Below are 20,527 nucleotides of genomic sequence, written 5' to 3'. Positions count from 1 at the left end.
AGCCTCTTGTGCTTACATCCATAACATATGGGTTTATGCACAGTCCCGATACGGGCATCCGCCCATTTTTGCGAAGATTCTTTCCATGCCATCTGCTTGCCTGCGCATGTTTATTATTCTGAAAATCAGGAAAAGCTAGAGGATACGAAAAGACTTTGCAAAAAACGAAAGGATGTTATGGCGATGCAAAGATCATTGTCGAGTCTTCAGCACGAGCTGGTTCCCATTACGATTAATGTAGGCGAGGATTTCAAGTCCATTGTGTGGAAAGCCCAGTACGATATGGATTTCAATACGGAATGCCTGTTTTGCTTCTCGGAGCAGATTACAGGATACCGGGTGGAAGATGAGGCGGGGCATTCCGGCAAGGTAGCGGTTTGCCCGCACTGTGAAAAAGTAAACGCCATTTACGCGTAAGCGGCGAGACAGTGGCACATACACGAAAAGCGATGCTCAAGCGGGCATCGCTTTTTGCTTTGACACGTCCTCCATGGATGGACGATATTTGCCACTGCATCCACCATGTACCACCTGCGTTTTAGCAGGATTGAAGGGAGGAGCCTCGAATAGTATGAGAGGTATACATATGTAGATAGAGTTAGGGGTGAACTTTGTGCAAAAGAAATGCAGCCGCTGCGGGAATGACATGGAGATCGTGCTGCGCAATGTCGTGTATAAAAAGCGGGTCAAAATCATGAACGTCCCGGTACACGTTTGCGTCGACGATTGCTGCGCGCATTCCCAGGTGGTAGATGTCATCAAAGAAGATTTGAAATCACTCATGGAGGAACTGGGCCAACATCCGCAGCGCCAGGCGATCGAATTTGAAGAAATGTCAGAGTTATCCAACTTATTGGTATTGATTGCTAACGAAAAGGCAGATTCTTCTGTTCGTGAAGTGCTGGGCGAGAGGGTCAACGAGCTTCTGGATCTGTTTTTGTTGGCGCAGTCCCTAGGCGATGAGAGATGGATGCTGGAACTGCGGGAGCGATTGACCAAAATCATGGTATAAACACGAAAGAGGAGGCGCTGTAACAGGCGGCTCCTTTTTGTTGGCGCAGTCGAGACGTCAGCTTCTGCCCCTTTTTGCCCCCGTGCACCGCAAGCGTAGACTTTGCCATCCAGATTTCGGTATACTGAAAGGCGCATAGGAAGCGACAAAAGGAGAGATGAATGGTGGCCCAAAAACAACTCCACTCGATCGAGGAACTGGATCAGTTCGTTGCGCAAAAAGGGAAGCAGCTTTTGTTCAAGCATAGCACGATTTGCCCGATCAGCACATCCGCTTATGAAGAGTTCCAGGCGTATCTGCTGGATCATTCCGTAGAAGCGGCCGTGATTCTCGTGCGCGAAGATCGTCCGGTATCGAACGCAGTAGCGGAGCGTTTTGCGATCAAGCACGAGTCTCCGCAAATTTTCCTGCTGGAAAACGGGGAAGTGAAATGGCATACTTCTCACTGGAAAATTACCAAGGATGCCATCAAGCAGGCAGTCGGCGCCTAGTCTCCGCATCGAAAAAGCTTGTTACGAAAAAAGAGCTGTCGCTTTTAGCGCAGCTCTTTTTTGTGTTTACTCCCAAAACAGCTCCAGTTTATCTCCGCTTTTCAGCTCGGTCTGGAAGCTGGCTTGCTGTCCGTTTACCAGCATGACGAAGCCGGAGATGCTCTCATTGTCCGGCTTCTCCAGAGAGAAGTTGACGAACCGGAACACATCGCTGAATACCGGAGGGGCGGATGGGGCAGATTTGACCGTAATGACGGCCCCATCAGGCACAAGCTCGTCTGCGGATGCCACTTTGCCGTCCAACGTGATCGTCACCTGTGCGACGGGCAGCATCACTCGCTCGCCGTTGAAGGAGACGGTCATCGTTTCTTGCACCCATTCTTCCAGCGGGATGACGTCGCGGATGGCTGGCGGTGCGATTTCCTCCAGGCGATAGGAAAGCTCGTCTCCCTGGCGGACGACATCGCTGAAAGTGGCGGTTTTGCCGTTTAAGAGCAGAATCGGGTTGTGTGCTGGGAGTGTGTAAGACTGCCCATTCACGCTGAAGTGCAGCCCGGATGGCGCTGGCTGTTCATCAGGCGCCAAAAGACCAGCTGCCGCCAGCACTTCGGAAACGGTGCGGGGCAGGCGGATTTCTACTTCCGCGCGATCGGCCAGCGAGTCGTCGAGCTGCGCAGGCGTGCCGTTGACGTGGATCACTGGCCCCAGCGACAGCGGGCGATCGTTGCAGACGATATCCAACGTGTCCAGCTGATCGAGCAGCTCGCGCACGAAAACATGAGCGTCCTCGCCGTTTTTTCCCGCGACAACCGTGATGGTGTCTCCATCGGCAATTGGTGAGTCAAGGCTGGCCGCTTCTCCGTTATTCATGATGACAGGAGGCGTGCCGTGACCGCCAGGAATCATTTTCATCCGGCCGTTTACCGTGACGCTCATCGCCAGACCCGGTCTTCCGTAAAGGCGGCGAATGTCCAGTCCGGCAGCGATCAAAGAATCTCCGAGGGACATTTTCCGCAAGTCAAAAATGCGCAGCGGCACATCGTTGACGGTAACAGTCACGTAGCGGAGCGGGTGGCGGCGTGCTGCTACCGCGATTCCCACTGGCGTGACAAATTCTGGCCCGCTAAGCAGCGGATTGTCTCCCACGAATTGCTTGATCGCATCGCCACCACGCACAGCGACGCGAGCGGCAGGCATGTTCAGGAACTGGGCGACTTTTCCGGTCAAGCCCGGCGTCAGACTGCCTCCGCCAATCAGCATGACAGCTTGTGGTGCCTTGCCGTTCAGCTCTATGATTTTCGTCGCGATTTTTTCTGCCAGTTGGGAAACGTCTCCTTCAATTGCGCTGGTTACTTCCGCTGCGCTCATCGTGTGTTCCATGCCGAGAATGTCCGTGAACGTCACCGATTCGTGGGTGGTGAGCAGACGTTTGACCTCTTCTGCCATCGGAAAATCGAGCAAAAAGGCATTCATCAGCGCGTCCGTGATCTCGTCTCCGGCTACAGGCACCATGCCGTAGGCGGTAATCGCTCCTTCTTCGGTCAAGGCGACGTCAGATGTGCCTGCGCCGATATCGACGAGCGCGATGTTGAGTCTGCGCATGGTTACGGGGATGAGTACGTTGATCGCCGCAATCGGCTCCAGCGTGAGTGCCTGCATCTCCAGATCGCACCGCTTCAAGGCGGCAATCAGCGAGTCGACGACTACCCGCGGCAAAAATGTGGCAATCACGTCTGCGCTGGCTGTGTCTCCGCGCTGATCGATCAGGCTGCCGATCAGTTCCTGGTCCAGGTAGTAGTTGACGACGCTGTAGCCGACACAGTAATAGCGGGTCGCATCCAGCTCGCGCAGTTCTTTTGCCAAGTCTGCCTGGGCTTCCTGCACGGCGGCAAACTCCAGTGCGACCACATCTTCCCGCGTGATAAAGGCGTGTCTCGACAGCGGCATATCCACACGTACGCGGCGGGTGCGCAACGAACGACCGGCTGCTGCCACAGCTACTTGATGCAGCTGCCCGTGCTTTGCTTCCAATTCGTCCTTGATTTGCTTGATCACTTTGGCAACGGCAACCACATCGTGAATCTGTCCATCGAGCATGGAGCGTTCATCGTGCTCGCGAATGGCGCAGTCGAGCACGCGAAACTGATCTCCGGTCGTTTCCACAATCAGTCCGACCACACTGCGTGTTCCAATATCTAGTGAAAAAATCAGCTCAGGGGAGCCTGTTTCGTTATAGGCTGACAAAGGTAAGTCACTCCCTCGTTTTCGTGTCGATCAGTAGAAATAGATGAAGGCTTTCGTTAGAACATATATCCAATGGATTCGACCACAGCTATCAAGAATCCTGTCGAAACAAGGAATTATCCCTTTTTTGGCGAAGAATTTGCAAAGGTAAAAAAACATAAATAATTTACTTTCGCGCTTTTTGGCGCTAAACTGCTGACAAGGGAGTTTGAATCGATTATAATAACCCTAATTTATCGGCAACCACCTAGCAGACCTATATAAAAAGAGGAGAGTGGAGAGAAACAATGGCACACGATCAAATTGAGACCATGCGCAAACAGATAGACGAAATCAACCTGCAAATTTTGGAATTGATCAACCAGCGGGCGACTTTGGTGCAAGAGCTCGGCAAAGAAAAAGAAAAGCTGGGCAGCAACCGCTTTGATCCAGAGCGCGAGCGCCAAATGCTCAACCTGCTCGTAGAAAATAACAAAGGTCCGTTCAACGACAGCACGGTTCGCCATCTGTTCAAGCAAATTTTCCAAGTATCCTTGGACTTGCAAAACGAAGACAAGAAAAAAGTTCTGTTGGTCAGCCGCAAGAAGAAAGCGGAAGACACGGTCATTACAGTAAAAGGCGTCGAGTTCGGCGGCAAAAGCCCGATCCTGATCGCAGGACCTTGCTCCGTAGAAAGCTACGAGCAAGTGAGAGCGGTAGCGGAAAACCATGCCAAACGCGGCCTGAGAACAATCCGCGGCGGCGCATACAAGCCTCGTACTTCCCCATACGATTTCCAAGGTCTCGGAGAAGAAGGCTTGCAAATCTTGAAGCGTATCGGTGACGAGTTCAACCTCGTAACGATCAGCGAAATCGTCACGCCAGCCGATCTGGAAATGGCGACGAAATACATCGATGTCATCCAAATCGGTGCGCGCAACATGCAAAACTTCGAGCTTCTGAAAGCAGCAGGCCGTGTAAACAAGCCTATCCTGCTGAAGCGCGGTCTGTCCGCCACGATCGAAGAATTTATCTACGCAGCCGAGTACATCGTATCTGAGGGCAACACGCAAGTCATGCTGTGCGAGCGAGGTATCCGCACGTACGAAAAAGCGACTCGCAACACCCTTGATATCTCTGCTGTACCGTTGCTCAAACAAGAAACGCACTTGCCTGTCTTCGTCGATGTGACCCACTCTACTGGTCGTCGCGACCTGCTGCTGCCTTGCGCGAAAGCAGGATTCGCAATCGGTTCCGACGGTGTGATGGTAGAAGTTCACCCGGACCCGGATGTTGCTCTGTCCGATGCAAAGCAGCAGCTCAACATTCCTCAGTTCAACGAATTTGTGGACGAATTGCTTGCTTCCGGCCTGTACAAAGGCGAAGTGGTAGCAACCAGAGGATAACGAAACAGTTTGATGTGAGTTTGCTGGTCCTTCCTGCGCGCAGGGAGGACCTTTTGATTTGACGAACCCGAGGTCGACCAAGTAAGCTAGGATTTAAGTGCTGATAACGGCGAAGGAGGCTATGCCAGATGAATGATCAAGATCGCTGCTGCTCGTCTGATCGCGCCACCCTGCGGCCTGATAAAATCAAGTCCAACCTTGTCTCGCGGCTCAACCGCGTAGAGGGACAAATTCGCGGAATCCGCGGAATGGTGGAAAAAGACGTATACTGTGACGACATCCTCAACCAGATCGCTGCTGTGCAGTCCGCCTTGAATGCCGTGGGCAAAATGCTGCTGGAAGGACATATGAAATCTTGTGTCATCGAGCGCATTCAGCAAGGGGATAGCGAAGTAATTGACGAGCTTTTGAAAACGATGAACAAACTAATGAAATAGCGGCGCCAAAGCCCGTAAAAACGATTGCAACCGCATACGGCTTGTCGTATCATAGGTGCATATATTTATGAAAATAACTATGAAAACCAAAATATAGGGAAAGTGAGGGTGTGTGATGCCGGTTACAATCTACGACGTGGCAAGAGAAGCGGGGGTTTCGATGGCGACTGTCTCCCGTGTAGTCAACGGGAATCCCAACGTAAAGCCTTTGACCCGAAAAAAGGTACTGGCTGCGATTGAACGTCTGGGGTATCGACCAAATGCCGTTGCTCGCGGTCTCGCCAGCAAAAAAACAACAACCGTCGGTGTCATCATCCCGGATATCTCCAGTTTGTTTTTTTCCGAATTGGCCCGTGGAATCGAAGACATTGCAACGATGTACAAATACAATATCATCCTCTGCAACTCTGACCAGCGGATGGAAAAAGAATTGCAGTTGATCAATACGCTGTTGGAAAAGCAAGTGGACGGGCTGCTGTTCCTGGGGGCGGAGATTAAGGAAGACCACCTTCAGGCGCTGACCAGCACTTCGGTGCCGACCGTTCTCGCGGCTACCCGCGATGCGGACAATGTGCTGCCTTCTGTGAGCATCGACCATTTCCAGGCCGCTTACGATGCGACGGAAGCTTTGGCTTCGCGCGGACACAAGCGGATTGCGATGATCTCAGGCCCGCCGAACGATCCGCTCAACGGCCTGATGCGTTACGAAGGCTACAAAAAGGCGTTGAAGGACAACGGGATCGAGCTGGACGAGGAGCTGGTTGCGACAGGCAACTACTTTTACGAGTCAGGGCTTTCGACAACGAAGGCATTCCTCGCGCTGGCTGAGCCGCCGACAGCGATTTTTGCTGCCAACGATGAAATGGCGATTGGAGCGATCCATGCCATCCAGGATTCCGGTCTGAACGTGCCGGGCGATATCGAGGTCATCGGCCACGACAACATTCGCCTCGTGGAAATGGTGCGCCCGCGCCTGACTTCCGTAGTTCAGCCGATGTACGATATTGGTGCGGTCGCGATGCGCCTGCTGACCAAGTACATGAACAACGAGAACGTGGAAGAGCACGTTGTGCTGTTGCCGCACCGGATCGAGTATCGGGAGAGCACCAAGCCGCAGCAGGCTTGATCGCATCGCCCGCAACAGATTGCCAGCAAGAGGAGGATAAGTGGATGCGGTACGGAATTATCGGCGCGATGGACGAAGAAATTGCGCTGTATTTGGAAGCGATGCAACAAGCCACGACGACGGTCAAAGCCGGAGTGGCTTACTATAGCGGGAAGATGGAAGGCAAAGAAGTCGTGCTTTGCAAGTCAGGTGTCGGCAAGGTGAATGCAGCGGTCACGACGCAAATTTTGCTCGATCAGTTTCAGGTGGAGCGCGTCATTTTTACGGGCGTAGCTGGTGCCGTTCACCCGGAATTGAACATTGGCGATATTGTCGTGTCGACAGACTGCTTGCAGCATGATATCGACGTGACGCCGCTCGGCTTTTCCCCAGGGCAAATTCCGTTTACGGAGCAATGGACATGGCAAGCCGACCAGGAGCTGATGCAACAAGCGATCGAGGCTGGAAAAGGATTGGAAGCGGGTGTTCAGGTAGTGAGCGGCCGCATTTTGTCCGGTGACCAGTTTGTCGCCAGCCGGGAAAAGGTACAATGGCTGTACGAGCAGTTCCAGGCTCATTGCACGGAGATGGAAGGAGCGGCAGTCGGACAAGTGTGTGCGATGAACGGCGTGCCGTTTGTCGTCGTGCGATCGATGTCCGATAAGGCAGACGGCTCTGCGCATGTCAACTTCGTCGAGTTTACCAAGCTTGCTTCGCAGCGTTCGTATGCGATTGTCCGCAACATGCTGCTGTCCGATGCCAGTTCGTCGGAGCCAGGCGTAATCGTCTACTCGACGAAAAACTGCGTCGATTGCGACATGGTCAAGCAGTGGCTGACGGCAAAAGGGATTTCGTTCGAAGTGCGCGATGTCATGACCAGCCGCGCCTACCAAGAGGATGTCGAGCGTTTTGGCTTCATGGGCGTTCCGGTAACCGTTGTGGGCGACAAAGCGGTCAAAGGCTTTGCGCCAGCCGAGCTGGAAGAACTGGTGAAGCAATCATAAAATCACACAAAAGCGGGGAGATCAGCATCGTTTCGGTGCGCGATCTCCCCGCTTTTTCGTATGTTTTTTCGCAAATGTCATCTGCTATTTGCTTGCTTCCGTAGGCGCGTACATCATGGCGCGCTCCAGCGTGATCCGGTTTTTTTCCGTAATCTCTGCCCGGCGGGGGATAGCGGGAAACGGTTCGTCAAACAGGCGGGTTGGCAGCGGCAAGTCTGTCTGCGGCTGCCAGCGCTTGAGCCAGCCAGAAGGCAGGTCGCCATCTTCCAGCGGCTGATCGCTCATCTCGCTCCACACAAGCGTCCATGCCCGCGGCACCACTCGCCAAATGTCGTAGCCGCCGCCGCCGACCGCGATCCAGCGGCCATCGCACAGCTCGTGAGCGAGGCGGTGGGCGAGCCTTGGGATATCTTGATAAATGCGCATCGAGCAGGAAAGGTGCGTGAGCGGATCAAACGTATGGGCATCACAGCCGTTTTGGGTCAAAATCACGTCCGGCTTGAAGCCTCTTGCCAGCTTGGACACTAGCTCGCCGTACACTTCCAGAAAAGAGTCGTCTTCTGTGAACGCATCGAGCGGCACATTGACCGAAAATCCGTAACCGCTTCCATCCCCGCGTTCCGAGAGATTCCCCGTTCCCGGAAACAAGTATTTTCCCGTCTCGTGAATGGAGACAGTCAAGACGTTCGGGTCATCGTAAAACGCCCATTGTACGCCATCTCCATGATGCGCGTCGGTGTCGATGTACATGACGCGTGCGTTCCAATGTTTGCGCAAATAGGCGATGGCGACGGAGCAATCGTTGTAAATGCAAAAGCCCGAGGCTCTCCCGCGAAACGCGTGATGCAGGCCGCCAGCAGGATTGAAGGCGTGTTCTGCTTGTCCCTTCATGACAGCATCGACGGCGTTCAACGTCCCTCCGACAATGAGGGCAGCCGATTCGTGCATGTTCTGAAAACAGGGGACGTCCTCCGTGCCAAGACCGTAGCTCGCTGCCTGGGGCAGCTCTTTTTCGCTATGGCCCTGATCGCGGACGAACTGGATGTAGCGTGCGTCATGAACGAGAGCAAGCTCTTCGTCGGTTGCCATGCGCGGGGCAATGATGTCTGACTCAGCGAGTAGGCCGTAGCTGCTCATCAGATCGTGCATGAGGAGCAGACGGCGTTGGTTAAAAGGGTGGTCATCGTTAAAGTAATACGTGGTGTAGTCGGGGGAGTAGATCAGACGAGCGTTCCGGCTCACAAAATTACCCCCCCATCCGTCGGTCCGACGACAGAAAATCCTCTTTGGAGCAGCAATTGTGTCACGACGCGCGGGTCAATCGTCTGGACGCGGAAGACCAGATTCTTTTTGCCGGGATTTTTTCCTGGAAACACGATGACACTGGTGACATTCACTTGTGCTTCGCGGAAAATCTGGCTGACCTCAGCCAGCATCCCGACGCGATCATCCACTTCTACTTCGATGTGCGAGCTGGGCTTGTTGACCCCGAACAGCTCGATCAGGCTGGAAAACAGGTCGGATTCCGTAATCATCCCGACGAGGCGGTTTCCTTCCACAATCGGCAAGGAACCGATCTTGTGCTCATAAATCTGGAGGGCGGCATCTTCGATGAAATCAAGCGGGTGAGCAGTGATGACCTGTTTTTGCATGATATCGGCAACAGGCTTGTGCAGCACGGTATCGTCATCGTCGTGGGTAAGCAAGCGGGAGGGGAGGGCATCGCGCAGATCGCGGTCCGAGACGATGCCCACCAGCTTATCGTCATCCAGAACAGGCAAGTGCCTGATTCGGTTGGCTCGAAGCAGCAAGAGGGCTTCTCCGATCGTGGTAGCTGGTTGGGTGGTAACGACGTTTTTTCGCATGATATCTTCTACGCGCATGAGTGATGGCCTCCTTGCATCCTTTGAAAAAGATGTCCAGACTAATAAAGAAAGCGATTCTGAAAACGCATGGCATCAAAAGCGACAACCGTTTCAGCAGGAACTCGTTTTCCGATTTTGGCCATCAGACAGTTGGCGGGATGAGAGCATATTTCCGGATCGTCTGTCGCCATCCAGGTAAGTCCGACGCTGCCCATTACTTTTTCCATGACCTTTCTGTACTGCCAGACATCAAGCCCTGTACCTTTCAGATCCCAATGCCAGTAGTACTCGGTCGTGATAATCACGTAGTCTTCCATCGCATCGTCCGCAAAAGATACTTCAAGGAGCTTCTTGGCTACGCCGCCCGCGCGAACTTTGTCACTGATCTCGATGGCGCCAAGCTCAAGCAGGTCGGGCAGCTTGGCCATGGACCAGCGCTCCAGCGGATCGGGATGGAGGAAGGTGACATAGCCGAGAACGAGGTCGCCTTCCCGCGCCAAAATAATGCGTCCTTCCGGCAGATCGGCAATTTCGATCAGAGCTTCGTGTTGCTGCTCCGGGATGCGGAATGCCTTCAGCCCTTCATCAAAGCGCAGGTCAGCCAAATGCCTCCCCGTAACCGGTCCCTCGATGAGAAGCTCTTTTCCGTTCACGATCATGCTCGCAGAATGATAGCGTTTGACGTGTTCCATCAGTTCCCCCCCTTTGCTTGTAGAAAAAGAGAGATGGCGATTGCGACCATCTCTGCTGATTCTTCTTCCTAGTCTATTCTGTGGTGGTTGCCGTTACGTTGTTTGAATGTGGCGATTCTCCGTAACTGTTGACGGCGGTGATGTAGTAACTGCCGTTCGGAACGTTTGTTGCGTGCGTGTAGCTCGTTGCCGATACGGTGTCGAGCAGCAAATAGCCGCTTGCCGCATCCGGGCTGAAATACACGTTGTAGGCAATGACCTGCTCTGTGGAACTGTTGCCTTTCCAGGACAGCTTCACGTTGTTGCCGCTTGCCTTGAGCGACAGCGATTTCGGAGCGGAAGGAGGTGAAGCGGAAGGCGTATTCGGGTTTGGATTCGAATTGCCGTTTGTGTCGTCTCCCGACCCTTGCTCGCCTGGATTCGTTTGATTGTTGCCGCTGTTATTGCCGCTGCCGTTATCCGTCGGTGGAGTCGTCGTGTCACCCGGCTGCGGCGTTCCCGTGTCTGTGCCCGGCAGCTCCCACGTATGGGAGGACGAGCCGACAGAAGCGATAGCAGAAGGGGAGGACTCGTTTCCGGCGATATCGACTGCTGTGACATAGTAGCCCAGATCACCGCTGCCTGATGCCGAATCGGCGAAGGTCAGTTCGGCCGGATCTTTCACTGTTGCGACTTTGACAAAGCCGTTTTGCGGATCGGCGCGGTAGATGCGGTATCCGACGAGATCGGCTTCCTTGCCAGACTGCCAGGAGAGCGAAATCTGTTTGCCAGAGCCGCTTGCGGTCACTCCGCTTGGCGCTGACGGCGCTCCGCCGACCTCTGTGCGCGGGTCTTCCTTGTCCGGGAGACGCTGCTCCCAGTCAGGCGGCTGACTTGCCACTTTGCTGTTTTTGGCTTGAATCTGTTCCTTGGAAGGAAGCGGATCAGGCGAGCGGTAGAAAATGCCTTCGGTGACAAAATCGTCCGGAGTGCCTTCCTTCGCCAGATAACGTTCCCCGTTGTACGTGATCAATCTAGCCTTTTGGTGGGAATCGTCCACCTTCGTCGGAACGAAGCGGCGGTTGAACAAGTCGGTAATCACATGTCCTGCCTGCTTGGACAGCTCGCTTGGCAGCAATCCGGATTTGGAATCGACTGTTGCGCTGACAATCCCTGCCGGCTTTTTAAAGGTTGCGTCAGGGGGAGACAAGTTCGGGTGCTTGTCCATGATTTCTTTCATGACTTTGCCCCAGACAACCATTGGCACGTATTTGTCCGCATCCGGCATCGGGTACGGCTCGTCAAATCCGACCCAGACACCCATGGACAACTCCGGCGTGTAGCCGACGAACCAGAGGTCGTTGCTGTTGTTGGTTGTCCCGGTTTTGCCTGCCACATCGACTTTGCGCGGTACAAATTTGCGAATGTGGGTACCTGTTCCGGCGTTTACGACCGAACGCATCATGTCTGTGATCAGGTAAGCGGTTTGCTCGCTGTAGACTTGAACAGGCTGTGCCTCGTGACGATAGACTACCTTGCCCTGACTGTCTTCGATTCTGTCGATGAGGTATGCATCCACAAAGGAGCCGTGGTTAGCGAACGTCGCGTAGGCATTGGTCATTTCCTCCGCCGTCGTCCCGTATGTAAGTCCGCCGATTACGCCTGTTGCAGCGTGGTTGTCTGCATCGACCAGCGTGGTGATCCCCATTTTTTTGACGTATTCGAGTGCGGTAGGAATCCCGACCTTCAAGTACGTCTTGATCGCGGGAATATTCCAGGACATTCGCAGCGCTTCACGTGCACTCATGATTCCTTGCCATTTGTTGTTCCAGTTTTTCGGCAGGTGAGAGCCGTTTTGGCCGTCTGCGAGCAGCACGGGTGCGTCATCGATTGGCGAAGCTGGCTGCAAAAGCCCCAGTTCAAAGGCAGGAGCGTAGGCTGCCAGCGGCTTCATCGCCGAACCAGGCTGGCGCGGCACAGTCGCGTGGTTTGTCTGCTCCACTTTAAAATCGCGTCCGCCGATCATCCCGAGAATCGCGCCCGTTTTATTATGGATGAGCATGGCTCCGACTTCTTCCAGCGCGTTCTCGATTTTCTCCGTCTTGCCGTTGGAGCGGCGAATCGTGTAGGTGCGGTTTTTTCCGAAGTTTTTCGGATCGGTCGCAACAGCTTGCATAATATTGTAGACATTTTTGTCAATCGTGGTGTGGACCTTGTAGCCTTTGCGCAAAATGTCGCGGCGCTTGTCCTCGACCAGTTGACGGTATTCGTTGCGTCCGATGGTGGACTTGTCGCGCCCTTTTTCCGCGAGATCAGCATCGACCAGCTGACGGGCGGCCCGATCCTCGATCTCCATCATCAGGAACGGAACTTCGCGGTACGCTTGCTGGGCAGGCTTGGCCAGCTGCGCTTTCAGGTCGGCCTTGAGCGCACCATCGTACTGGGCCTGGGTAATGTAGCCATTTTCCATCATGCGGTCCAGCACCATTTTCTGGCGCTCCTTGCCGCGTTGATAGCTTTCGGCGCGAAATGGAGAGTACGCGCCAGGATTTTGAATCATGCCAGCGAGGTAAGAGCCTTCGCTGAGATTCAGTTCCTTCACATCTTTGCCAAAAATCCCTTTGGCGGCAGCCTGTACACCGTAGACGTTGGAGCCGTTGGCGTTTTTCCCGAAGTAAATTTCGTTCATGTAGGCTTCCAAAATCTGATCTTTGGAAAACATGCGCTCGATCCGGATGGCACTGAAGATTTCCCGCGCTTTTCGGGTGTGGCTCACTTCAGCGGAGAGGATCGTATTTTTTACGAGCTGCTGCGTAATCGTACTACCGCCTGTCACGACAGGTTGGTTGGTGAATTCCTGGATCGCTCCACGCATTGTGGATTGAAGGGAAACGCCGGAATGTTGGTAGTAGGTTTTGTCTTCTGTTGCGATGATGGCATTGATCAAATAAGGAGAAACGTCTGCCTTTTTCACCAAGCGCCGATCGCCTTCTTCAGCCCGCAATTGGCCGATGAGAGAGCCGTCGTTGTAGTAGGCGAATCCAGTCAGATAATTGGTGAAAATTTTGTCCTCCAGTTCCTCCTTGCTGCGCACTGGCTCGTCTTTCACGAGTGCGGCAACATAACCTGTCACGATTCCTCCGGCGACAGCTGCCCCCATAAGCCCAAGCAGAAACACCATCTGTACGATGATCCATATTATTCTGCCACGGCTACGGCGTCGCTTTTTTTTCGACGGTTCAGAGGAAGATGTGTGGTTATTCGACATAGTCTACGACCCCCTAGCATACCCCCTAATTATACCATACGAGGAACCATGAGGGTAGAAGCGATGATAGCGTCTACAGAGAAGTTCCGTGCATCGTCTGAATCTGTCAAAAAGTGTTGCGTTTTGCCTGTTTATGGCCGAACGCGGTTTAGGTTTATACGAGAAGCAGGATCGAGCTTGCCACCAGGAGCACAGCCATGGTGATGTGAAAGCCGCGCTCGTTTCTCTGGAGAAACTTGCGGAGTTGAGCGGCGTCAGCAAGACGATGATCGGGCAGATCGAAAGAGGGGCTGTTGAAATCGAAGGGGGAGGCTCGTTAGGCTCTGGTGCTCATCAGGAGGGAACGGAAGAGTTTTTGACGGTTTTTTCCGGGGAGCTGGCAGTCGAGATCAAAGGAGAGATGTATACGTTGCGGGCTGGCGCTTCGCTTCAAGGCAGACAGGCCGCACAGCTATCGCAACGAAGGAGCGGAGCTGGTCCGCGTGAGCATGGCCATCTACTATTCGGGGTGATTTTCTGCAACGGATGGACGAGGAGCGAAAGAGGGCAGATCATAGAAAAAAGAGCAGGCCGACGGGCGGCACTGCTCTTTTTATGTCCAGACGATTAACGGCTGTAGAACTCAACGATCAGAACTTCGTTGATTTCGGAAGGCATTTCTTCACGGTCTGGGAGACGAGTGTAAGTACCTTCAGCAGCAGCATCGTTGAATGTTACGTAGTTTGGCAGGAAGTTGCGAGCTTCCAAAGAGTCCTTGATCAGTTGCAGACCACGGGACTTTTCGCGGATGGAAATCACATCACCCGGTTGAACACGGTAAGATGGGATGTTCACTTTTTTGCCGTTTACCAGGAAGTGGCCATGGTTTACCAGCTGACGAGCAGCAGGACGAGTTGGAGCGAAGCCCATGCGGTATACCAGGTTGTCCAGGCGGGATTCCAGCAATTTCATGAAGTTTTCACCGACTACGCCAGCCATTTTGCTAGCTTGGTCGAAAGTGCGGCGGAATTGTTTTTCGTTAAGGCCAAACATGTGGCGCAGTTTTTGCTTTTCTTGCAACTGGATTCCGTACTCGGACAGTTTACGACGGTTGTTGTGACCGTGTTGGCCCGGAGGGAAGTTGCGCTTGATGTCTTTTCCTGTACCGTCGAGGGAGATGCCCAGACGACGAGCCAGTTTGTGGCGAGGTCCTGTGTAACGTGACATGTATTCAGTCTCCTTTAAATTGGATTCGTAGGTGTTTACTTCCGGCAGGTTAGTTCCTACTTTATCTACACGAACTTCGGACGGTAGCGTTTCCGCATCGTGCTCCTCACAGATATTCAGCCGCAGTCTGTAAAGGGAGGGAACTAAGAAGGTGTATCCTTCCGTTTTTACCTACAATCAATGCTACCCTGTACACATACACTTAATCATACTAGGCGAGGTGTGGGGAAGTCAAGTGAAAAGACATGCGAAAAGACATGCGCCATCCTATAAGAGCGATGGCACAAAAGTCTTATTAGTCGCGGAGGGCGGCTGACAGAGACTCCGGGGTGCCGCGTTTTTCCAAAAAGCGCGTGAACGTAATGGCCGCATCCGCACGCGATACGGCTGCTTGTGGCGCAAACGTCGTCTTTTCCGCAGGCACGATGCCCATGGCCGTCGCGATAATAATCGAAGCACGGTGCTTGGCGTTTGCGATATCCGTGAACGACGACTGGAACATGCCAGGGTAGTCGGTCAGCTTGTTGTAGCCAAGCGCCCGAACGATCATGTCGGCCAATTCATCGCGCGTAATCGCTTGATCAGGATTCAGTGCAGACGCGTTTTTGTCCAAAAGGCCGCGGTCTACAGCACCTTCGACAGCGGAGAAGAAGCGGGAGCCGTTTGCCACGTCGCTGTAAGTCGCCTTTCTTTCGGCGGAGTACACCGGGTATTGCTGGCCCTGGTTCAGGCTGATCATCAGCATCTCGATCATTTCGCCGCGAGTGATCGGTTTTTGCGGCAAAATTTTGCCATCTTCCAGAGAGAGGGCGTCGTATTCGTACATCAAAAGCAGTTCCTTTTCAGCGGGATGATCTTTGAGATCAAGCGGTGCCTGGCGATGCAGGTTGATCGCTTTTCCAGATGCAGTCGAGTGCCACTCGCCTGACGTCGCATCGAGGTAGTAAGGCTGCTCGAACGGCGTTGCAGTCACGCGATAGACAAGCTTCGCAGTTCGTTTCGGAATGTAGGACGGCTGATTCTGCACTTTCTTGTTGTCTTCCTCGCTGAGCGGTTCAAGGGCATAAACCGCTTCTGCCTCCGATTCTTTCCACCAGGACTGGACAGCTTCTTCCGCAGACAAGTGCTTTGGTACTTTCGTCGGATAAGTTTCGCCGCCGAAATCAGCGTTGTAGGACAAAAGTTCGCCTGTTTCCGAGTCGTACGTAAGGTAGGCAGAACCGCTGGCTGCGGCGACACCGTCGATATAGCGTTCAAACGAGATGCGGAAGCGGTCGGAGTTATACGGTTCTACTTCTGCTTCACTCTCGCCACGATCAAGCAAAAACAACTGGTGTGCTGAAGTAGGCGTCCACTTGCGCACGGTTTCCATCGCCGCCTCCGTCAGCTTTTTCGCATCGGCAGTCTTTCCGGATTTTTCCCCGTCTTTTCGCACAGGCCGATCTTTGCTGTACGAATAAATGTCTCCTGTTACGGCGTCGAATGAGACAAATACGTAGCCGTCGCCTTCCTTGCCTTTTTGGGCGTATTCAAGATTCCAGATCGCGCGGTTGGCCTGGTAATCTCTTTCGTTATAGTTGGCGGAACGAAGCTCGTAATTGGCGAGGTCAAACGTCTTTTCCGCCCACTTGACCGCTTCGTCCTGGCTCAGTACCCCGCCGGAGCGGCGCGGAGAGAGCGGTTTGCTGCTGACGGCGACAGGCTCCTTCAACTCGCTGCGGGGAGTGAGGGATGAAGTGTTCAAGGCTTTGCCGCTTTTGGCGTCGATGTAGAAAGCAAACGGATTGTTATAAGCGAGTGAGACGCTGTTTTTTTCAGAACCGGAACGATTCCAGGGCAAAAGGTAAGCAAGCTGCGGGTCTGCCTGTTCCTGGAAAAGCTTTTCCGCTTCCTCCAAAGAAATCGCCTGGTCAGGCTTTTCGAATTTCACCTCGTTCCACGACAAGGAGAATTGATTGACGACCCCTGAGCCGTTTACTGTGATGTCTGCTCCGTTATCCGGGAACAGAACATCATCCACCACGCGGACAAAGCGGAATGTATAGGAAGCATCGGCATTGAGCGGCGTTTTTTGCTCCGGCGTCTCGCGCAGGTAGAGGCGAGTTTCGGCAGCCTTGCCCGGATTGTGCTTTTTCAAAAACTGCTCGGCGGCAGTGCGGGCATCTTCATAGGACACTCTTTTGGCGTAAGGCAGGTTGCTGCTGCTTTGATCGTAATAGGAGTAAGAGGTCAACTCGCCAGTGTTGGCATGGATGCTGACGCTGTACGACAGAAGCGTTTGCTCATTTTTCGAGTCCTTTTTTGTCCAGCTGAACGACCACTCCGGGAAGGCGCGCCAGCTGTCAGAGGAGCGAAACGACACGTTTGTCAGTGTGAGCCCGCTGGTCGGAACCACTTTTGCCGCAAGAGTAAGCGCCGCTTCTTTGGACAGCTTTACTTTGCTTGCCGCCGCCAGCAGAGTGCTGTCAGCTGGATTGGCAGCGACTATTTTGCCTGTAGCGGCTGCAGGTGTTTGGGCATATGCTTGTGCTGCGGGAAGCAGCAGGCTTGCTGTCAATACGAATGAGCTGGATCGAATTATCCAAGGCTTCATGAAAATTCCCCCCACGATGTTAATATCATTTGCTTTACAACCTCTGACGAGAGGAAGAGTGGAATCGTTTCATCTGGAAACGAGAAAAAAGAGAGCGCATTTGCGAAAAAGCAAGAAACATAGGAATTTTGTACCAAATGTTAACGGATGAAACTAGAATTGTGAACAACCATCTTATATAATAAGTAGTACTATCCATCCTACAATTGAAAAAGACAGTTTCGACTGTTCCAATGACCGCAACGGGTCATCTGCATGTTTTGAAAATAACCCCGCTCTGTTTTGTGCTTGGCAGGCGATGCAGGGCGGTTTCCACAGAAAAGGGGCTATTGCGTTTTGGAAACCATCATGTACCTCGTTCGTCATGGAGAGACAAAGTGGAATCAGATTCGGCGTATTCAAGGACACAGCGACATCGCTTTGAACGAGCTGGGCATGCGGCAGGCCGAGCTGGTAGCCGGAAGGTTCCGAAGCGAGACGATTCACGCAGTTTATTCCAGTGATTTAAGCCGGGCACGTGACACGGCAGCAAAAATAGCGGAAAACTTCTCGTTTTCCGTCGGGGCGCATCCGACTTTGCGGGAGCGCTGCTACGGACAATGGGAGGGGCTCACCTACGAGGAAATCCGCGAGCGTTTTGAGAGTCAGGATGAGGCTTCGTGTGGAATTGAAACTTTCGAAGACATGCAGCGGCGCGCGGTTGCTGCTCTCAGCGAGCTGGCAGCGAAGCATCCGAATGAAGCGATTGTCGTGGTTTCTCATGGCGGCCTGATCAACAGCTTTTTGCATTACGTAACAGCAGGGGAGCAAGGAACTGGCATCACGCGGATCGACAACACCGGGATATCCGTTTTCCGCTACGTCGATCGCAGGTGGGAAGTGCTCCAGGTAAATGATACTGACCATTTGGAAGCTTGAGAAAATGCTGAGAGAGGGAGTTTCTCGTGTCAAGTAAAATGTTGGGGAAGTTAGAGACGGTCTTTTCCTACACGGCCCATTTTATCTTACAATCTTGGCCGGAAAAGCGCCCAGGCATCCTTTTCTTGACAGATTCCGGGGGCCGCATAATCAACTTCATGGACATGCATGATAGTCAATCTGGAAGCTCTCTGTCCGACGCTGCACGCCATTACATGCAGACACAAGAAGTCTGCGATTATGTATCGGAAGCGTTGAGCACGAAAGAGATTGTCGTCAAGACGAAGAGAGAGAACACGCTGGTCTGCGGAGCTTTTCCGCTGAAGGAGCTGGACGGGAGCGTGCGGGCTGTCATTGGCATGCTCATTCCACAGCGAGAGATCGATTTCGATCTGCGTGCTTACATGCGCGGACTGGAGCCGCTCATCCGCATGGGATACGATGCGTACATCCAGCACGCCACCGGCCAGATTGTCACGGATTTGACCCTGCATGACACCGCGCGGGATTTGCTCGGCAGCTTGACGAGACAAATCAGTCACATCATTTCCAAGGGTCATTGCTCGGCAGTGAAGCTGTCCGAGGACGGGGTGCTGATTCCCCAGGAGATCGTCACCACGCAAGAAGCTGAACCCGGGCAGGCTCACATCCACCAGCTGGTCTCGCGGGTAGGCAATACGCCTGTGACGTCTTCGGTTCTCGACGATCACCGGGTAATCGTCGTTCCGGTGAGCCTCAATGACATCCCGCTCTATGCGCTGTTTATGCACCTGCCGCCCGAGGAAAAGGATTGCGTCTACGATGTGCGGGATATCGCCTTTTTGCAGGAGGTGGCGGAAAAGTCGAGCTGCGCTCTCTGGCGGGCGATCATGTCCGACGATTTGCGCCGTGAAGCCAGCAAAAAAGATTTGTTGTACCAGCTCATGTCCAAAATCCAGGCGTCGATTGATGTCAATGACGTTTTGCACGAAATCGTCACCAGCATTCCCAGCTTGTACCCGTATTTCTCCGTCGAGCTGTTCCTGACGGTAGAGCCGAATGCCACTACGCCCGTCAAGCAGCTGTCATTCCAGGAAGTGGAGCCGTCCACCAGCACAAAAGCGTACCTGGAAGGGCGCTTGATCGCGGAAGAAGTGGGAGAAGGCGATCAGCGGGTGACTGTCATTGCCGCTCCGCTCCTCGGCAAGCAAGGCATCTACGGCGTTTTGCAGGTGACTTCGGAACAGCCGATTTCGTTGAGCCAGCACGAGAAGGACTACATTTCCATTTTGGCAGATACAGCGGGCACTGCGTTCGAGAACGCCCAACTGTACCAGCAATCGCGCAATCTCATTCGTGAACTGCGCCTCATTAATGAAATGGCGCGACAGCTTAATAAAAGTCTTGATTTAAAGGAAATTCTAGATTTTGTCACAGAAATGATGCAGGCGACCTTTGATGCGGAGTTTTGTGCGATTCTCCGCAAACAGCCAGGGGAAGACAAATTCGATGTCCTCTCTTCATCTGTTCCCGCCTTTAACGGCACAGTCGTCAATGCATTGGAAAAGCCGTTTCAGCAAATCATGCAGAGCAAGCAAACGCTGCTTTTGGCTCAGCCAGGGACAGGTCCGCTGCCATTTTCGCTGTTTTCCTGCTGCTCGCTCATGGGAGTTCCGCTCGTCGTTGAGGGTGAGATTAGCGGAGTGCTTTTAGTCGCAGATTCCCGCTATCATTTTTTTAGTTTTGACGACTACAAGCTGCTCGAAATTTTTGGCCAACACGCAAGTCTTGCCATGACCAATGCCGTTTTGCACAATGAGATGGAACGGATGGTCATTACCGACAACTTGACGGGACTTTTCACCAGACGGTATTTGAATGAGCGAGTCAGGGCTTCGCTTGAAAAAGACAGCTACGGCTCGTTGATTTTGATTGATATCGACTATTTTAAGACGGTTAACGATACGTTTGGTCACCAGGTAGGCGACGAAGTGCTGATCCAGGTGTCCGACCTCATTCGCCACAGCATCAGAGACAGCGATATCGCTGCGCGTTGGGGCGGGGAGGAGCTTGCGGTTTACCTGCCGCGCGTTGACAAAGCGACCGCCCACTCTGTTGCCGAGCGCATCAGGGAATGTGTGGAGCAGGAAACTTCTCCGCGCGTGACCATCTCGTGCGGTCTGGCCAAATGGAACCGGGAGCTGGATGTGAATCTGAGCGTCGAAGCCTTATTCCATCAAGCAGATATCGCGTTGTACGAAGCGAAAAATTCTGGTCGAAACCAAGTTGTTCTCGCCTAGAGCCAAATAAATGGCTCTTTTCTCTTTTTCGGAAAAAAATCGGACAAAC

At 53.3% G+C, this 20,527-nt stretch carries 16 protein-coding genes and 1 pseudogene; 10 read left to right on the top strand and 7 right to left on the bottom strand.

The annotated features are described in order from the left end of the window. Nucleotides 1-183: 183 nt before the first annotated feature. The 3 genes from HP435_RS20095 to ytxJ all read left to right on the top strand — a co-directional run bounded on the left by HP435_RS20095 (nucleotide 184) and on the right by ytxJ (nucleotide 1,503). The gene (locus HP435_RS20095) at nucleotides 184-417 is read left to right on the top strand and encodes a hypothetical protein (RefSeq protein WP_063228116.1); all 234 of its coding nucleotides are present in this window, start codon (nucleotides 184-186) and stop codon (nucleotides 415-417) included. Between the two features lie 196 nt (nucleotides 418-613). Beyond that, nucleotides 614-1,012, top strand: coding sequence for a hypothetical protein (locus HP435_RS20090; protein ID WP_229049716.1), 399 nt, complete (start codon nucleotides 614-616; stop codon nucleotides 1,010-1,012). A 164-nt stretch (nucleotides 1,013-1,176) separates the two neighbouring features. Further along, nucleotides 1,177-1,503, top strand: coding sequence for a bacillithiol system redox-active protein YtxJ (gene ytxJ, locus HP435_RS20085; protein WP_167470276.1), 327 nt, complete (start codon nucleotides 1,177-1,179; stop codon nucleotides 1,501-1,503). Nucleotides 1,504-1,569: 66 nt separating this feature from the next. Here the strand turns inward: ytxJ and HP435_RS20080 are convergent, their stop codons facing one another. Beyond that, nucleotides 1,570-3,747 (bottom strand): cell division protein FtsA, encoded by a 2,178-nt coding sequence (locus HP435_RS20080; RefSeq protein ID WP_122964014.1) that lies wholly within the window; start codon nucleotides 3,745-3,747, stop codon nucleotides 1,570-1,572. Nucleotides 3,748-4,034: 287 nt separating this feature from the next. Between HP435_RS20080 and HP435_RS20075 the strand changes: the two genes are divergently transcribed. The 4 genes from HP435_RS20075 (at nucleotide 4,035) to HP435_RS20060 (ending at nucleotide 7,678) form a co-directional block, all read left to right on the top strand. After that, nucleotides 4,035-5,132, top strand: a complete 1,098-nt coding sequence (locus tag HP435_RS20075) for a bifunctional 3-deoxy-7-phosphoheptulonate synthase/chorismate mutase (RefSeq protein ID WP_122964015.1) — start codon at nucleotides 4,035-4,037, stop codon at nucleotides 5,130-5,132. A gap of 128 nt (nucleotides 5,133-5,260) precedes the next feature. Beyond that, entirely contained in the window at nucleotides 5,261-5,569 is a 309-nt protein-coding gene (locus HP435_RS20070) for a metal-sensitive transcriptional regulator (protein WP_173599885.1), read from the top strand. A 115-nt stretch (nucleotides 5,570-5,684) separates the two neighbouring features. Beyond that, the gene (gene ccpA / locus HP435_RS20065) at nucleotides 5,685-6,695 is read left to right on the top strand and encodes a catabolite control protein A (RefSeq protein WP_122964016.1); all 1,011 of its coding nucleotides are present in this window, start codon (nucleotides 5,685-5,687) and stop codon (nucleotides 6,693-6,695) included. A 44-nt stretch (nucleotides 6,696-6,739) separates the two neighbouring features. Further along, nucleotides 6,740-7,678: a 5'-methylthioadenosine/adenosylhomocysteine nucleosidase gene (locus HP435_RS20060; RefSeq protein ID WP_173599884.1), complete on the top strand. Its 939-nt coding sequence runs from the start codon at nucleotides 6,740-6,742 to the stop codon at nucleotides 7,676-7,678. Nucleotides 7,679-7,762: 84 nt separating this feature from the next. Here HP435_RS20060 and HP435_RS20055 read toward each other — a convergent pair whose 3' ends face one another. The 4 genes from HP435_RS20055 to HP435_RS20040 form a co-directional block, all read right to left on the bottom strand. After that, nucleotides 7,763-8,920: an acetoin utilization protein AcuC gene (locus tag HP435_RS20055; RefSeq protein WP_173599883.1), complete on the bottom strand. Its 1,158-nt coding sequence runs from the start codon at nucleotides 8,918-8,920 to the stop codon at nucleotides 7,763-7,765. Continuing rightward, on the bottom strand, nucleotides 8,917-9,561 hold the full coding sequence (locus HP435_RS20050) for a CBS and ACT domain-containing protein (RefSeq protein WP_122964019.1): 645 nt from the start codon (nucleotides 9,559-9,561) through the stop codon (nucleotides 8,917-8,919). Before HP435_RS20050 ends, HP435_RS20055 begins: the two co-directional genes overlap by 4 nt. Before the next feature lie 41 nt (nucleotides 9,562-9,602). Beyond that, complete coding sequence (locus tag HP435_RS20045; protein ID WP_063228124.1) at nucleotides 9,603-10,235, bottom strand: hypothetical protein; 633 nt, start codon at nucleotides 10,233-10,235, stop codon at nucleotides 9,603-9,605. Nucleotides 10,236-10,308: 73 nt separating this feature from the next. Continuing rightward, a complete protein-coding gene (locus HP435_RS20040) occupies nucleotides 10,309-13,482 on the bottom strand; it encodes a penicillin-binding protein 1A (protein WP_173599882.1) in 3,174 nt (1,057 codons plus the stop codon). Nucleotides 13,483-13,687: 205 nt separating this feature from the next. On the opposite strand from HP435_RS20040, the pseudogene HP435_RS20035 reads away from it, so the two are divergent. Continuing rightward, nucleotides 13,688-13,994 (top strand): annotated as a pseudogene (locus HP435_RS20035) (cupin domain-containing protein). A 94-nt stretch (nucleotides 13,995-14,088) separates the two neighbouring features. Here HP435_RS20035 and rpsD read toward each other — a convergent pair. Together rpsD and HP435_RS20025 are read right to left on the bottom strand one after the other, a co-directional pair. Then, nucleotides 14,089-14,688, bottom strand: a complete 600-nt coding sequence (rpsD, locus tag HP435_RS20030; protein WP_063228128.1) for a 30S ribosomal protein S4 — start codon at nucleotides 14,686-14,688, stop codon at nucleotides 14,089-14,091. 295 nt (nucleotides 14,689-14,983) lie between these two features. After that, the gene (locus HP435_RS20025; protein ID WP_122964021.1) at nucleotides 14,984-17,281 is read right to left on the bottom strand and encodes an S-layer homology domain-containing protein; all 2,298 of its coding nucleotides are present in this window, start codon (nucleotides 17,279-17,281) and stop codon (nucleotides 14,984-14,986) included. 336 nt (nucleotides 17,282-17,617) lie between these two features. Between HP435_RS20025 and HP435_RS20020 the strand changes: the two genes are divergently transcribed. Together HP435_RS20020 and HP435_RS20015 are read left to right on the top strand one after the other, a co-directional pair. Continuing rightward, nucleotides 17,618-18,199, top strand: a complete 582-nt coding sequence (locus HP435_RS20020; RefSeq protein ID WP_122964022.1) for a histidine phosphatase family protein — start codon at nucleotides 17,618-17,620, stop codon at nucleotides 18,197-18,199. Between the two features lie 38 nt (nucleotides 18,200-18,237). Continuing rightward, nucleotides 18,238-20,478: a sensor domain-containing diguanylate cyclase gene (locus HP435_RS20015; RefSeq protein ID WP_122964023.1), complete on the top strand. Its 2,241-nt coding sequence runs from the start codon at nucleotides 18,238-18,240 to the stop codon at nucleotides 20,476-20,478. Nucleotides 20,479-20,527 lie beyond the last annotated feature (49 nt).

The organism is Brevibacillus sp. HD3.3A, assembly GCF_013284375.2.
Taxonomy (GTDB): domain Bacteria; phylum Bacillota; class Bacilli; order Brevibacillales; family Brevibacillaceae; genus Brevibacillus; species Brevibacillus parabrevis.
The sequence above is the reverse complement of the archived record's forward strand: the minus strand, read 5'-3'. Positions and strand labels throughout refer to the sequence as shown.